13 protein-coding genes and 3 pseudogenes are annotated in these 14,129 nt (G+C 62.2%); 13 read left to right on the top strand and 3 right to left on the bottom strand.

From position 1 onward, the window contains the following. The first annotated feature begins 360 nt into the window (after positions 1-360). The gene (locus ABLI39_RS07745; RefSeq protein WP_349412871.1) at positions 361-636 is read left to right on the top strand and encodes a type II toxin-antitoxin system Phd/YefM family antitoxin; all 276 of its coding nucleotides are present in this window, start codon (positions 361-363) and stop codon (positions 634-636) included. Next, positions 633-926: a type II toxin-antitoxin system RelE family toxin gene (locus tag ABLI39_RS07750; RefSeq protein ID WP_349412872.1), complete on the top strand. Its 294-nt coding sequence runs from the start codon at positions 633-635 to the stop codon at positions 924-926. Before ABLI39_RS07745 ends, ABLI39_RS07750 begins: the two co-directional genes overlap by 4 nt. Positions 927-1,057: 131 nt before the next feature. Here the strand turns inward: ABLI39_RS07750 and ABLI39_RS07755 are convergent. The 3 pseudogenes from ABLI39_RS07755 to ABLI39_RS17415 form a co-directional block, all read right to left on the bottom strand. Next, a pseudogene (locus tag ABLI39_RS07755) lies at positions 1,058-1,177 on the bottom strand (ABC transporter ATP-binding protein); the annotation flags it as partial. Positions 1,178-1,254: 77 nt separating this feature from the next. Next, positions 1,255-1,644 (bottom strand): annotated as a pseudogene (locus ABLI39_RS07760) (MFS transporter); the annotation flags it as partial. Positions 1,645-1,798: 154 nt separating this feature from the next. Beyond that, positions 1,799-2,365, bottom strand: a pseudogene (locus ABLI39_RS17415) (MFS transporter); the annotation flags it as partial. A 49-nt stretch (positions 2,366-2,414) separates the two neighbouring features. On the opposite strand from ABLI39_RS17415, the gene ABLI39_RS07770 reads away from it, so the two are divergent. The 11 genes from ABLI39_RS07770 (at position 2,415) to ABLI39_RS07820 (ending at position 13,969) form a co-directional block, all read left to right on the top strand. Then, a complete protein-coding gene (locus ABLI39_RS07770; protein WP_349412874.1) occupies positions 2,415-3,263 on the top strand; it encodes a PaaX family transcriptional regulator in 849 nt (282 codons plus the stop codon). A 94-nt stretch (positions 3,264-3,357) separates the two neighbouring features. Then, a complete protein-coding gene (locus tag ABLI39_RS07775) occupies positions 3,358-4,932 on the top strand; it encodes an FAD-dependent monooxygenase (RefSeq protein ID WP_349412875.1) in 1,575 nt (524 codons plus the stop codon). Then, positions 4,925-6,961, top strand: coding sequence for an acetate--CoA ligase family protein (locus tag ABLI39_RS07780; protein WP_349413021.1), 2,037 nt, complete (start codon positions 4,925-4,927; stop codon positions 6,959-6,961). Before ABLI39_RS07775 ends, ABLI39_RS07780 begins: the two co-directional genes overlap by 8 nt. After that, the gene (locus tag ABLI39_RS07785) at positions 6,958-8,628 is read left to right on the top strand and encodes a (2,3-dihydroxybenzoyl)adenylate synthase (protein ID WP_349412876.1); all 1,671 of its coding nucleotides are present in this window, start codon (positions 6,958-6,960) and stop codon (positions 8,626-8,628) included. The genes ABLI39_RS07780 and ABLI39_RS07785 overlap by 4 nt, the downstream gene beginning before the upstream one ends. A 10-nt stretch (positions 8,629-8,638) precedes the next feature. Beyond that, the gene (locus ABLI39_RS07790) at positions 8,639-9,760 is read left to right on the top strand and encodes a cupin domain-containing protein (RefSeq protein WP_349412877.1); all 1,122 of its coding nucleotides are present in this window, start codon (positions 8,639-8,641) and stop codon (positions 9,758-9,760) included. Next, the gene (locus ABLI39_RS07795) at positions 9,760-10,599 is read left to right on the top strand and encodes a fumarylacetoacetate hydrolase family protein (protein ID WP_349412878.1); all 840 of its coding nucleotides are present in this window, start codon (positions 9,760-9,762) and stop codon (positions 10,597-10,599) included. The genes ABLI39_RS07790 and ABLI39_RS07795 overlap by 1 nt, the downstream gene beginning before the upstream one ends. Continuing rightward, complete coding sequence (locus tag ABLI39_RS07800) at positions 10,599-11,351, top strand: maleylpyruvate isomerase family mycothiol-dependent enzyme (RefSeq protein ID WP_349412879.1); 753 nt, start codon at positions 10,599-10,601, stop codon at positions 11,349-11,351. The genes ABLI39_RS07795 and ABLI39_RS07800 overlap by 1 nt, the downstream gene beginning before the upstream one ends. Positions 11,352-11,512: 161 nt before the next feature. Beyond that, on the top strand, positions 11,513-12,022 hold the full coding sequence (locus tag ABLI39_RS07805; protein ID WP_349412880.1) for a flavin reductase family protein: 510 nt from the start codon (positions 11,513-11,515) through the stop codon (positions 12,020-12,022). After that, positions 12,019-12,381, top strand: coding sequence for a hypothetical protein (locus ABLI39_RS07810; protein WP_349412881.1), 363 nt, complete (start codon positions 12,019-12,021; stop codon positions 12,379-12,381). Before ABLI39_RS07805 ends, ABLI39_RS07810 begins: the two co-directional genes overlap by 4 nt. Then, positions 12,353-13,258 carry an alpha/beta fold hydrolase gene (locus ABLI39_RS07815; protein WP_349412882.1) on the top strand — a complete coding sequence of 302 codons (906 nt, stop codon included), beginning with the start codon at positions 12,353-12,355 and terminating at the stop codon, positions 13,256-13,258. The genes ABLI39_RS07810 and ABLI39_RS07815 overlap by 29 nt, the downstream gene beginning before the upstream one ends. Before the next feature lie 18 nt (positions 13,259-13,276). After that, positions 13,277-13,969: a Crp/Fnr family transcriptional regulator gene (locus tag ABLI39_RS07820; protein WP_349412883.1), complete on the top strand. Its 693-nt coding sequence runs from the start codon at positions 13,277-13,279 to the stop codon at positions 13,967-13,969. Positions 13,970-14,129 lie beyond the last annotated feature (160 nt).

Below are 14,129 nucleotides of genomic sequence, written 5' to 3' on the forward strand. Positions count from 1 at the left end.
CTTTGTGGAGCTAAGGAGATTCGAACTCCTGACCTCTTCTCAGAGGACAGTGTATTTCATTGCTTGCCAAAGGCTTGCGTTGTGTTGATAATCCGCGGAATCTAGCCGTTTTTCGCCACGTTAAAAGTCCGTGACATGTCACCGTATTTCATCATTTCCGTGGGGTAAACGTGTGGCAGACGCTGCCCCGGTTGAGGACGCCCGAGTAGCTCAGGAGAGTACCGTGTCCCGGACTTCCTCCCAGATGACAGTGGGTCACCAAGCGAGCCTGCCCGAGCATAGTATAAAGCTCGACAGAATATCCATTATCGGCTAAAAGTCGGGCTAGTAAGTAGCCTGATTTTCGGCTAGTGTCATGCCATGAGAACGGTACCGCTCAGCGAAGCCAAGGACAAGCTTTCCGCCTTGGTGGAGGAAGCTGACAAGACCCACGAGATCATCCAGATCACCCGCCACGGGCACCCGTCGGCCGTGCTGATGTCCGCGGACGACCTTGAGTCGCTGCAGGAAACAATTCATTGGCTTTCGCGGCCTGGCATTCGCGAAGATCTGGACCAGGCCCGGCGCGACATTGCGGACGGCAATACGACCAGCGGTGATGATCTCCGGCGTGAGTTCGGGCTGCCGCCGCGGTGACTGAGGCAGATACCGCCAGTCATGGGCCGTGGAAGGTCGAAGTTACCAGCCCTGCGTTGAAGGGTTTTCGGCGGTTGCCGGAGAAGGCAGCGGCAGCGATCGTCGAATTCGTCACTGGCGTCCTCGCCGATAACCCTTACCGACTGAGTAAACCGTTGACGAACGAGCTCTTCGGCTTGCGCACCGCACGCCGCGGTGACTACAGGGTGTTGTTCACCTTCCACGTCGGAGAGCACATCCTGTACGTCCACCGCATCGAACACCGATCCGACGTATACAAGCCGCGTTAGCCGAACTTCCAGGAAAGATGTGCCATCTGGGAGCCTCTCCCCCGGCTCAGACTGACGAAAGATCCAACATCGGCTTTCGAAAATTGGCGGTGGGTGCCAGCAAAAAGGGTCATGTCACCGGTGGTCGCGGCTTAGACGCTTTCGGCTACGGCCGGTCGGTGTCCTCGTTTGGCGAGCTGAATTTGTTCGTAGACGTGGTGCCGTAACTCGGTGAAGCGCGGCAGTGAGCGGGTGTTGAGTTGGTCGCGTTGATGAAGTTACCCAAGTTCGCCGCGACCAGCACTCCGCCGCCTGAGATGGCGAGAACAGCGCCGACGCGCCCGATTCCCAGTGTGATTCCCAAGGCTGTTGCCCGTGTAGCTCCGGAGAAGTATGTCGCTACGAACCCGTTGACGAGGATCTGGGCTCCCACGGAGCCGAAGCCAACTACGCCGACCAGGAAGTACATGGCGGGTAGGGGCATTATCCCGGTTCCCATGAGCACGAGTGCTACACCTGAACATGCGAACGCGGTGGCCGTGACCTTGCGGGGGCCGAATTTGTCGGCCAGGCGGGAGGAGACAAGGACGCCCACGGCGGCTCCGATGTTCACCGTCAGAAGGAAGGTCAGGGACGAGGCCAGGGAGTATTTGGCGATGACCATCAGCTGGGGAAGCCAGGTGTTCAGGCCGTAGACCAGCGTCTGGCCGCAGATGCCGGCGAGGCAGAAGAGGATCATGGGCCCCAAGCAGCCGTCCGGTCAGAAGTGTGCGGAACCTGCCCTTTTCCGGGGCGTCTCCTTCAACCCGGGCGGGCGGGAGTTGGTCAAGGCCGTAATTGGAGATGATCCGCTGTGCGCCCTCCCGGTCGCCTTTCGCTGCGAGGTACGCCGGGGACTCCGGAAGAAACTTGAAGAGCAGCGGGACGACTGCAACCAGGGGGATGCCTCCGAGGGCAAGCATTCCCTGGAATCCCAGGGAGGACAGGAAAGCCAGCGAGAGCAGGGCGGCGAGGATGCCGCCCACGGCGTATCCGGAGAACATGAGGGCGTTGTTGAAGTTGCGGCGGTTCGATTTCGAGAATTCGACTGTCAAAGCGATGGCCGTGGGAATTACGCCGCCCAGGCCCAGGCCTGCCAGGAAACGGAAAAGTCCGAACAGTTCCGGAGTCGGCGCCCACGCGGTCAGCAGCATCAGGAGGGAGAAGGAGGCGATGGATACCATCATGATCTTCCGGCGCCCGACGATGTCCGTGAGGTAACCGATGAGGATGGCCCCAATGAACATCCCGGCGAGGGCGTAGCTGCCGATCCAGAAGTTCTGGAGAGCTGTTGTGGGCTGACCCAGACCCAAATGTAACATTAAGTCGTTGTCCGTCAATAGGTGTGTTGCATGTACTTGGATGCCCGGGTCGCCGGACGTAACGGAAGCGTGTTGCTCGTACTTATACTTGTTGCACATCGCTCAAGCTGGCCCCAATGGGGGCGGCCTACAGATTTGGAGGGGTCCCGTGCAGTGGAAACCCAGAGCGCTCATCCTTGACCTTTTCGGTGACTATCTCCGGTACGCGGGCAGCGAGGTAAAACTTGCGGACATCACCGCACTGCTCGCTGTCTTTGACATCGAGGCCGCTACCGTGCGCGTCAACCTGTCAAGGCTGCGCAAGGAAGGGTGGTTCACGACCCGGCGCGTCGGCAGGGAGACGGTCTACTCCCTCACCCCGCACATGTTGGAAATACTTGATGAGGGACGCGAGCGAATTTTTCAACGTCGCGATGAGGAATGGGATGGCAAATGGACGATGGCCATTTACCAGGTCCCCGAATCCGAACGGGCCGTCCGTGAGCAATTGCGCAAGCAGCTCGCATGGCATGGCTTTGGGCAACTCTCGCCCTCCACCTGGCTCAGTCCCCACAACCTCATGGCAGAGGTGCGTCAGATTGCCGATGAGAACCCCCAGGCAAAAGTCGACGCCCTCTGGTGCGGAACCGGAGACCTGCGGGAGGACAGGGACCTCGCCGCGCGATGCTGGGATTTGGAACAGCTCGGAAAGGATTATGCGTACTTCATCCGGACCTACGCCGCTCTGGACAATGAGTCCGCCAACGCCGCCAAGGATGGCCGGACCGCTCTCATTGAACGCATGCGCATCATCGGCGACTTCCGCCGATTCCTCTTCCGCGACCCGTACCTGCCCAAGGATTTACAGCCCCAGGACTGGCCAAGCGGTGCGGCGTACGGTCTTTTCGGCGCCGCTCACCGCCAGCTGGGTCCGGCGGCCACTGACTACGCATCCAGCATCCTCGGGGAGCCGGTCGGGCCCGGTGCAGCGGTTGCGAAGGAACTTAGAACCGCCTGATATGTAACACAATCTTGACGCCTTACATGGATTGGTTTCATAATGGATTCCGAGACCTCTCTCAATGATTCCCAATCCCTAGAAGGTGGCATCGATGGCACTTCGCGTAGCCTGCATTGGCGGCGGTCCTGGCGGACTGTTCTTCTCAACCTTGTTCAAGCAGACCGTTCCGAACGCCGAGGTTGTGCTGTTCGAACGCAACCAGGCCACCGATGCCTTTGGCTTCGGTGTGGTCTTCTCGGATGCGACCCTGACCCGGATCAATGACGCGGACCCTGTGGTCCGGGACGGACTCCGCGACCACGGGACGCATTGGGACGACATTGAGGTCTGGCTCAAAGGTGAAAAAAAGTCGTTCTCCGGAAACGGCATGGCAGCCATTTATCGGAAGACGCTCCTGCAGCTGATGCAGGAACGCGCCGCGGAAGCCGGCGTCGACATGCGGTTCGGACAGTACGTGCCGGACCTGTCCCAGCTTGACGGCTTCGACCTGATCGTCGGGGCCGACGGCGCCAACTCATCTACCCGCGAACAGCTGGGCGAGAGCCTTGGCCACACGGAGGAAACCGCCACCGCCAAGTTCATCTGGTTTGGCACCACGCACATTTTCAAGGGTATGACCTTTCTCCACCGCAAGAGCGAATTCGGCAACTTCGCGGTCCATGGTTACCCGATCAGCGAGAACCTGAGCACCTTCATCGTTGAAACCGACGAGGAGACCTGGCGCAAAGCCGGACTCGACGAGTTCGATGTCAGCCAGCCCCCCGGACCTTCTGACCTGAAGACGCAGCGGTTCCTGGAAAAGCTGTTCGCTGAGGACATCGCCGGCCAGCCACTCGTGGCAAACAGCTCGCGCTGGGCGAACTTCCGGACCCGTCGCTCCCGTTCCTGGCACAAGGGCAACGTCGTTCTGCTGGGCGATGCCGTCCACACGGCACACTTCTCCGTTGGCTCCGGCACCAAGATGGCCATGGAAGACGCCATCACGCTGGTCCGTGAAGTAACTGCGCACCAGGACGACCTCGAGACTGCGTTCACGAATTACGAAGCCGAACGCCAGCACCAGGTCGCCAAAATCCAGAACCAGGCCCGCGGCGGACTGAGCTGGTGGGAACACTTCGGCAGGTATTACGACTCCTTCGAGCCCACCCAGTTCACTTTCCACTTCTTCTCCCGCAGCATCAACATCGACAAGATCCGCCTGCGGGATCCCGAACTGGTTGAATCCGCAGAACGGGACTGGCTCACTCGCCACGGAAAAGCCCCCCTGGAAACTCCGTTCTCTGCCGGTCCTGCCCGGTTCAGCGGCCGTGTGCTCTCCCTGACTCACCAAAGCGGCAAGGTCGAGTTGCAGAACGACGGCGCTAGCCTCACCCTGGTGACCGACCCGGCACAGGCCGATGCAAGCACCGGCCTGCTGCTCACGGCACCGGACCACGAAGAAGGCCTGAAAGATGCCTTCCAGCAAATCCCCGCCGAAGCAGCCGCTGTGGTGATCCAGGGCGGAAACCCCTTTACCCGGATCCTGCTTTCGGAACAAGTCCGCCTGGACCGCGGCCTCACCAGCGTCATTGTCGATGACCGGGGTCCGGCGTCGAACCTGACCCTGGTACTTTCCGGCCGTGCGGACGCCGTTGCTGCAGCCACCGTGGAGGCTCCCCATGCATAGCCTGTCCTCTCTTTTTGCCCCTCGCGGCATCATCGTGGTCGGGGCATCATCCAGCCCCGAAAAGCTCGGCGCCGTCATGGCGCAGTCACTGTCCAGCTACCCGGCGCCAGTGGAACTGGTCAACAGCCGCGGCGAGAACGGCATGCACACCAGCATCGCCGAGGCTGCTGCAGCAATTCCCGGGGGCCCCGATCTCGCCGTGCTCTGTGTTCCCGCCGCTGCCACGGCACAGGCTCTGCGGGACAGCGCCGCGAACGGCGCCAAAGCAGCGTTGGTCTGCGCAGGCGGTTTCGCAGAAGCCGGCGGTCCCGGCATCGAATTCGCGTCCCAGGTAGAGTCCGCTGTGCGGGAAACCGGCATCAGGCTGCTGGGCCCCAACACTTCCGGGTTCTTCGTTCCCCACCGCAACCTCCGCGCCAGCTTCGTCCCGGGTGTCGCTGAACTGGAGCCGGGTTCGGTAGCGGTTGTCGCAGCCAGCGGCGGAGTTAATCACGTACTGGCATTTCATCTGCAGCGCTCCGGAGCAGGGGTCAGCCTTGCCGCCGGCATCGGAGCAGGAACTGACATCACGGCACCGGATGTGCTGGACTACCTCATCAGCGATGATCAGACCAAGGCAGTTGCCCTGCATCTGGAAACTGTTTCGGACGGACCTGCCCTCGTGGACGCCGTCTCACGCCTGAGCGCGGTCAAGCCCGTCGTTGCATTGGTCGTCGGCCGAAACGATGTGTCCGAATTCGCCCAATCACACACCGGCGCCTTGGCTACCTCCTGGCGCACCACACGATCGGTACTCCAGCAGGCGGGTGCGGTAATCGTCGATGACGAGAACCAACTGGTTGCCGCAGTGACCGCCCTGGCCGGCCGCCGGCTGAAACCTGCCGCGGACCCCGGAGTAGGCCTCATCACCGGCCAGGCCGGACCGGGCCTGTTGATCGCCGATGCCCTGCACAACGCTGGTGTGGCGCTTCCGCGACTCACGCAGAGCAGCCAAGACACCATCGGCACGTTGCTCCCGCCGCTGACTTTCCAGGCAAATCCGGTAGACACCGGCCGTCCCGGGCCCGGCTATGAGCAAATCGTGGCCGCCGTGTCACAGGACCCGGCAATCGACCTCGTGGCGCTTTACGGCCTGACAGAACCGGTGACCGACCTCCCGCTGGCCGTAGCTAATTCGGGCGCAGCGGAGACGATGCCGTTCCTGATCGGCGTGGACGGCCCCGACGGTGACCTGGAGCGAGCCCGCAAGTCTGCGCGACAGCACGACCTTCCACTGATTTCAGGGCCGACCTCGTTGGCCCACGGTATCGCCGCCTTGGTGAACGATGCCCGGGGTCAATTCCAGAGGGCCCAAGCTGCTAGGGGCACCACAGCCTGGCCGGATGTGGAAGGCCCGTGGGATGAGAACCGCTCCAAGGAACTTCTCGGTGCACTTGGCATTTCCACGCCCGAACGGCGCGTATGCAGCACCCGTGGCGCTGCCCAAGCGGCGCTGGCGGAGCTCGGCGGTCCCGTAGCAGTGAAGCTGCTCGACGCAACCGTCCTGCACAAAACGGAAATCGGTGGCGTACACCTTGGCGTCAAGACCGCGGAAGACATGGACCGGGCCCTGGCACGTCTCGAGGCCGCCGGCGCCCGGGAGTTCCTGGTAGAGGCGATGGCGCCGTCCGGCGTCGACCTTGTCGTGGGCGTCCGACGCGATCCCGCCTTCGGACCGATCGTGGTTCTGGGGCTGGGCGGCACCGCGGCCGAGGTCTTCGCGGACATCTCCATACGAACCGCGCCGCTTGCACTGCGGGCAGCCGAAAGCATGCCCGCCGAGCTGCAGGCACGCGAACTCTTGTATGGCTTCCGTTCCGGCCCGATGCTGGATACGTCTGAACTGGCCGGCCTCTTGGTCAGACTCGGCGATGCACTCGTCTCCAACGAGGCTGTCGCTGAAATCGAAATCAATCCCCTCCGCCTGACCCACAACGGGCTCTTTGCGTTGGACGCAGTAGTTATCAATGTCGAGGAGGACATCCAATGACCAGCCACACCAGTGAAGGCACTGTCCCCTGGCCAGCAGAACTCGCTGCAGAATTCCGCCGGAAGGGCTACTGGGAGGACCGGGCCCTGGGCAGCTACGTCCTGGACACCGCCGACCGTTTGCCCGACAAGGTGGCGTTGGTAGAGGGCGATGTCCGCATCACTTATTCCGCGCTTGCCAACCGGATGGACGCCGCAGCCGAGCGCCTCCTCCAGCTCGGACTCAAGGCAGATGACCGAATCATGCTCCAGCTGCCTAACGGATGGCAGTTCACCATACTCACGCTGGCTTGTTTCCGTGCAGGCATCATCCCTGTCATGGCGTTGCCTGCGCACCGGAAATACGAACTGTCCTTCCTGACAGAACTCTCCGAGTCCCGCGCCATCGCAGTACCCGACGTGATCAAGGATTTCGACCACCAGGCCCTGGCCGAGGAACTCGCTTCTTCAATTCCGTCGCTTGAGCTGATCCTCGTATCCGGCGCCGCGAACCCCCTCAACATTCGCCTGGAAGAGATCCTTGCCCCCGGGACGGACGCTTCCGGAGCCCGGGCCCGTCTGGATGCATCGGCGCCATCTCCGGATTCACCGGCTCTGTTCCTGCTCTCAGGGGGCACCACCGGGCTTCCCAAGCTCATTACCCGCACCCATAACGATTACGCGTACAACATCAAGGCGACGTCCCTGCCAACGGCCGTTACTGAGGACACCGTATACCTCGGTACTCTGCCGGCGAGCCATAACTTTCCCCTCGCCTGCCCGGGGATTCTGGGCATCCTGTTCGCCGGTGGCCGAGTGATCATGCTGCCCAGCCCCGAGCCACGCAAAGCCTTTGCCGCCATTGAACGGGAAGGCGTCACACTGTCCACCACAGTCCCCGCAGTGGCGCAGCGCTGGATTGAACACCAAGAGGAAATGGGCGGCAACGAGCTGGCGAGCCTGCAGGTCATCCAAGTTGGCGGTTCCAGACTCCCGGACGAGATCGCATACAAGGTTAAGCCCGTGCTGGGTGCAACCTTGCAGCAGGTCTTTGGCATGGCAGAGGGGCTCATCAACACCACCCGCCTGGACGACCCCGAGGACGTTATCTGCACCACGCAGGGCCGTCCTGTATCCGAGGCTGACGAAATTCGTATTGTGGATGAGGCAGGCAATGACTTGCCCGAGGGGACTGCTGGATCCATCCTCACGCGCGGCCCCTACACCCCTCGCGGCTACTACCGCGCGCCGGAGGCCAACGCCCGGGCGTTCACCCCCGATGGCTGGTATGCCAGCGGGGACATCGTGGAGCGCCGCCCGGACGGAAATCTGATAGTCCAGGGACGCGACAAGGACATGATCAACCGCGGCGGAGAAAAAATCTCCGCGGAGGAAATTGAAAGCCTGGTTTACCGGATTGAGGACGTCACCATGGCGGCCGCCATCGCAATGCCTGATCCGGTGCTGGGCGAAAAGCTTTGCCTCTACATCACCGTCAAACCAGGAACAGAAGTAACTCTGGAACAGATCCAGGACCTGCTGCGCCGGACCGGAGTGGCCGCATTCAAGATCCCCGAGCACCTGGTGGTGGTTGATGAGCTGCCCACTACAAAAGTCGGAAAGATCAACAAAAAGGACCTTCGCGCCGACATCGCCGAGCGTCTGGCTCCCACCTCCCCGGCGAAGTGAAAGGAAGACGATGATGGAAAACATTACGCATGAGTCTGTTGCGGCCGGGGTGGTCGTTCCGGAGCCGACACCGGAGGAAGCGGCCCAGCTTGAGCAGCTGTACCGCGACTTCGACAAGGAAAACCTGGTTCCGTTGTGGACGGAGATTGGGGATCTGATGCCAATGGTCCCGTCGCCGAAGGCGGTGCCGCATGTGTGGCGCTGGGATGATTTGTATCCGCTGGCTGCCCGTGCCGGTGACTTGGTGCCGGTGGGCCGCGGCGGAGAACGGCGGGCCATTGCCCTGGCGAACCCCGGCCTGGCCGGCACCCCATACGCCACACCTACGCTGTGGGCGGCGATCCAGTATTTGGGCGGCCGGGAGACGGCTCCGGAGCACCGCCACTCGCAGAACGCGTTCCGCTTCGTGGTGGAGGGCGAGGGCGTGTGGACCGTGGTGAACGGGGATCCGGTGCGGATGTCCCGCGGGGATTTCCTGCTGACGCCGGGCTGGAACTTCCACGGCCATCACAACGACACCGATGAGCCGATGGCGTGGATTGATGGCCTGGATATCCCGTTTGTGCATTACGCGGACGCCGGGTTCTTCGAGTTCGGCACCGAACGCGTCACCGACGAAGCCACCCCGGACATCTCCCGCTCCGAACGGCTCTGGGCCCACCCCGGCCTGCGCCCCCTCTCCAGCCTGGAGAACACCACCAACTCCCCCATCGCCGCCTACCGCTGGAAGTACACCGACGCCGCGCTCCGCGAACAGCTCCTGCTGGAGGACGAAGGCCACCCAGCGACCGTCGCCCAGGGCCACGCCGCGGTCCGCTACACCAACCCCACCACCGGCGGGGACGTGATGCCCACCATCCGCGCCGAGTTCCACCGACTCCGCGCCGGCACCGCCACCGAAGCTGTCCGCGAGGTGGGCTCCAGCGTCTGGCAGGTCTTCGAAGGCACCGGCACCGTGGTGCTCAACGGCGAAACCAAACATCTGGCAAAGGGCGACCTGTTCGTCGTCCCGTCGTGGCAGGAATGGTCCCTGGAAGCCGGCACGGAGTTCGACCTCTTCCGCTTCAGCGACGCCCCCATCTTCGAACGCCTGAACTTCAACCGCACCTACATCGAAGGACGCACCAAGTAATGAGACTCCTCACCCTCCGCACCGAAAACGGCACTGGAACCAAGGGCACCGTGGCGGTGCGCCAGGACGGCGACACCCTCACCGAGATCCCCGGGTTCGCCGACGTCGGCGCCCTCCTGCAGGACCCCGCCTGGGAAACCACGGCTGCGGCGGCCAGCGGCGCAACGCACGCGCTCGACGGCGCCGACCTCGCCGCCGTCGTACCCTCCCCCGAGAAGATCATCTGCGTGGGCCACAACTACCGCAACCACATCAAGGAAATGGGCCGGGAAGTCCCCGAGCACCCCACCCTGTTCGCCAAGTACGCCGAGTCCCTGATCGGGCCCAACGACGACTTGGCCCTGCCGCAGGAATCCGATGCGGTGGACTGGGAAGCCGAACTCGCCGTGGTCATCGGCAAGCAGGGCCGCCGGATCAGCGAAGCCGACGCCGCCGAGCACATCGCCGGCTACGCCGTCCTGAACGACGTGTCCATGCGTGACTACCAGTTCCGCACCATCCAGTGGCTGCAGGGCAAAACCTGGGAAAAGTCCACCCCGTTCGGCCCCGCCCTGGTCACCAAGGACGAATTCACCGCCGGGCCGCTCTTGACCTCCGCCGTGGACGGCGAGGTGCAGCAGAGCACCGCCACCGGGGATCTGGTGTTCACCCCGGAATTCCTGGTCTCCTACATCTCCACCATCATCACCCTGAACCCGGGAGACGTCATCGCCACCGGCACCCCCGGCGGAGTGGGCCACGCCCAGGACCCCAAGCGCTACCTGCAGGAAGGCCAGGTCCTGGTCACCACCATCGAAGGCCTCGGCCAGCTGACAAACCGCGTGGTCAAGGAAGCCTGATGGTAGCCCGCCACGACCAGGCCACCGACCCGGGCCTGCTCGAAGCGCTGCTCCAGGCCCGCCGCGGGACCGCGTTCTTCGCCAGGAAACTCAACGAGCTCTCCGTCGACGACCTCGACGGGCCCTCACTGCTTCCCGGCTGGACCCGCCGGCACCTGGTGGCACATATCGGCTACAACGCCCGCGCCATCGCACGGCTTGTTGAATGGGCAGCCAGTGGCGTGGAAACGCCGATGTATGCCTCGCCCGAGGCTCGCAACCAGGAAATCAACTTCGGGGCGACGCTCTCCCCCATCGCGCTGCGGCACCTTTTCGATCACTCAGCGGTACATCTGTCCGTCGAATGGCGCGACCTGCCCACCCAGGCGTGGCACAACGAGGTCAAAACCGCGCAGGGCCGGGTGGTCACGGCCGCCGAAACGGTCTGGATGCGCACCCGCGAAGTCTGGATCCACGCCCTCGACCTGGACAACGGCGCCACCTTCGCCGACATCCCGGTACCCGTCCTGGCACGGCTACTGACAGACATCACCGGCGCCTGGCAGACCCGCGGCACGGATGAGGGGCTCGTGGTCAAAGTGACGGGCCGCGACCTAACGCTCGGGGACATCGCGGCGGCCACCCCCACGGTGGTCTCCGGACCGTTGCCTGCCGTCGTCGAATGGGCAGCAGGGCGGGGCAACGGCGGAGTCACCGCCAAGCAGGACGGCGCAGCACTCGACCATGTGCCGACAGCACCCAAATGGATCTAAATCCTGGAGTCCCACACGGCCGCCGCTGTGCAGCTTCAAGGTCCCTGTGATCCAAGTGATCCGGCTTCCACTGGCATGTAGCGAAAGTCACAGACCCGGCCTAGGCGGTCGCCCAGAATGAAGAGCACCAGTCGCTGTCAATCGTTCTTAGGAGACTTCAAATGACTATCGCACCCTCAGTACGCACCACCGTTGATCCGAGACAACTTCGCAACGCCTGTGGCGATTGGGTTACGGGTGTGTCGATTGTGACGGGAACAGATAGTTTCGGGAACCCCGTGGGCATGGCCGTGAACTCTTTCAGCTCCTTGTCCCTCGAGCCGCCCTTGATCCTTTTCTGCCCTGCGAAGAAGTCGTCGACCTGGGCCCATCTACGCGAAACTGGCCGCTTCGTCGTCAACATCCTTTCGGCAGATCAGAGCGAACTCTCGGGTGCCTTCGCAAGGTCTGGAGCAGACAAGTTTGCCGGCGTGGACTACCGCACGGAAGACGGCTTGCCTATTCTCAACGGATCGGTGGGCCATTTGGCATGCAGGCTCGTTGATGTCTTTGACGGAGGGGACCACGAAATAGCAATCGGCCGGGTGGAAGCCCTCGAACGCGGTGATCGTCGCCCGCTGGTCTTCCACCGTGGCACTACGCTCGGTTCTGTGGAAGGCCTGTGCGCGTGAAGGTTGAAATCGGAAGTGTTGGCGAGACCAGCTGCGTCCTGACCGATGTCGACAGGTTTAGTGACTTCAAAGTCGTTGTGGACCCCAGGCTATCGCCTGAGGCCGCGAGAGACGCCATGGCAACGGCCGGTGTCGGTGTATTGCTTGGCGGCAATGCCTGGGTTTCAATTCCATGGCTAAAGAGCCAGCTTGCAGGTCAAGGGGCCACATTCTGGATCGGCTTCGACGGCATGGTCTCATACGCCAAGAGCCATGGTTGGCTTTCCAGCGACCAGACCTCTTTGCAGGGGCACGTGGAGCATCAGGACCTGAGCAGACCAAGGAGTGAAAGTGACGCAATTCCACTCGCGGTTCAGTGAAACCATTGGACTGAAGACGCATTATCTGGAAGCCGGCGAAGGTGGGTACCCCATGGTCCTGCTTCACTCTGGCGAATACGGCGGATGCGCCGAATCCTCTTGGAGCACGACAATTTCCTTGCTCGCCTCGGCGGGATTCCATGTCTATGCCCCGGATTGGCTGGGCTTTGGACAAAGCGACAAGATTGTCGATTTTGTAAATCCCAGAGGACGCCGTCTTCAGCACATGGGTCAGTTCATTCATAATCTTCGTCTCTCCGAACCGCCCGTCATCGTTGGAAACTCCATGGGCGGAACCTACCTCGTTCAGGAGCTGGCGAACGGGAACACAGCATTTGAGGCTGCCGCAGCCGTTGTAGTAAGCGGGGGTGGCTTTGTCCCTGACAACGAAGCTCGCCGAGTGATCCAGGAATATGACCTGACGAAAGAAGGCATGCGCCGGATTCTCGGGGTCCTGCTTCATGACCGAAAATGGACTGAAGACGAGGATTTTGTGGTTTGGAGGCATGAACTGAGCCTGGTCCCCGGTGCTTGGCAGTGCGCGGCGGCTGCCCGCCTCAATCCGCCGGGACCTCCGCATCGTGGCGGAGAGTTCGGCAAGGAAGATCGGACGCGGTATGAGGACGTCCGCTGCCCTACCCTGGTCGTGGCCGGTGCCGAGGATCCACTCCGGCTGCCGGACTACGCCACGGAAATCTCGCGGCGCATACCGTCAGGTGAACTGCTAACCTACGAGAATTGCGGGCACATGCCCAACATCGAATTTCCGGACCGGTTTGTGAAAGACGTAGTGAATTTCTCCCGGAGGAATATCAATCGTGATCCGTCCTCCTTCGACGGACCTGAGATCGCCTACGCAAACCGGTCGCAACCCTAACCGCAAGGAGCACAGCACGTGGCAAAGACGCCGCTTGAAGGGGGAATAGATCCCGCGGCCCTCTCCGCCTGGAATCTCAGCTATCTGAGCCAACTTCCGGACGACTTACGCGACACCTTACTCGCGGACGCGTTCGTGGTCACCGTCCCGGCGGGAAATACAATCTACGCTGCATTCCGAGCGGCTCGATTCGCTTTAATCCACAAGGGCCGAGCACGGGTCCAGGCATCATCCCAGGACGGACGGCAGGTCACGCTCCGTTATGCCGGGCCGGGACAGGTCATCGGACTGCCCTCCATGCTGGCAAGCATCTCGCCAGTGGGTGCTGAAGCAGTCACTGAGTGCGAGGTAATCCTGCTCAACGTTGCGATGATACAAAGGCAATTGAAGACCAGCCCGGAGCTGGCGGGATTGCTTCTGAAAGAAGTTACGGCGGTCCTTTTCGAGGTGATCGAGTTGCTGACGGAGAATGTCTTTGGATCCGTACTCCAGCGCGTCAGCCGGCACATGCTCGATTTGGCCGTGGACACTCCTGAGGGCCTGGTCGTTCAGGCGGACCAGCACAGCATTGCAGAAGCAATCGGATCAGTCCGCGAAGTGGTGGCACGCGCCCTTAGGACGCTTCGCGAGGACGGAATCGTTGAGCGCCGTGCCTCGGGCATTCTGATCACGGACCGGGAACAACTGACCGATTTGGGCCGCGGGGTCTGAGGTCCCGCGAGCAAGGCGTCCGAATCACGCAAGAAATCTGCGCGAGTGCCGTCATCGGCACGGCCTTTGTTCTCCCCCTGCCCGAATCCACTTTTCAACAATTCTCACCACGGTGCGTGACTCTAATCACAGTCAGCGGCCAGCCGCGTACCTAATGTTG

The organism is Pseudarthrobacter sp. B907, assembly GCF_040137805.1.
Lineage (GTDB): Bacteria > Actinomycetota > Actinomycetes > Actinomycetales > Micrococcaceae > Arthrobacter.

Excerpts from the sequence above, each read along its gene's own strand:
- ABLI39_RS07745 (WP_349412871.1), top strand. The coding sequence starts at position 361 with ATGAGAACGGTACCGCTCAGCGAAGCCAAGGACAAGCTTTCCGCCTTG.
- ABLI39_RS07775 (WP_349412875.1), top strand. The coding sequence starts at position 3,358 with ATGGCACTTCGCGTAGCCTGCATTGGCGGCGGTCCTGGCGGACTGTTC.
- ABLI39_RS07780 (WP_349413021.1), top strand. The coding sequence starts at position 4,925 with ATGCATAGCCTGTCCTCTCTTTTTGCCCCTCGCGGCATCATCGTGGTC.
- ABLI39_RS07785 (WP_349412876.1), top strand. The coding sequence starts at position 6,958 with ATGACCAGCCACACCAGTGAAGGCACTGTCCCCTGGCCAGCAGAACTC.
- ABLI39_RS07790 (WP_349412877.1), top strand. The coding sequence starts at position 8,639 with ATGATGGAAAACATTACGCATGAGTCTGTTGCGGCCGGGGTGGTCGTT.
- ABLI39_RS07795 (WP_349412878.1), top strand. The coding sequence starts at position 9,760 with ATGAGACTCCTCACCCTCCGCACCGAAAACGGCACTGGAACCAAGGGC.
- ABLI39_RS07800 (WP_349412879.1), top strand. The coding sequence starts at position 10,599 with ATGGTAGCCCGCCACGACCAGGCCACCGACCCGGGCCTGCTCGAAGCG.
- ABLI39_RS07805 (WP_349412880.1), top strand. The coding sequence starts at position 11,513 with ATGACTATCGCACCCTCAGTACGCACCACCGTTGATCCGAGACAACTT.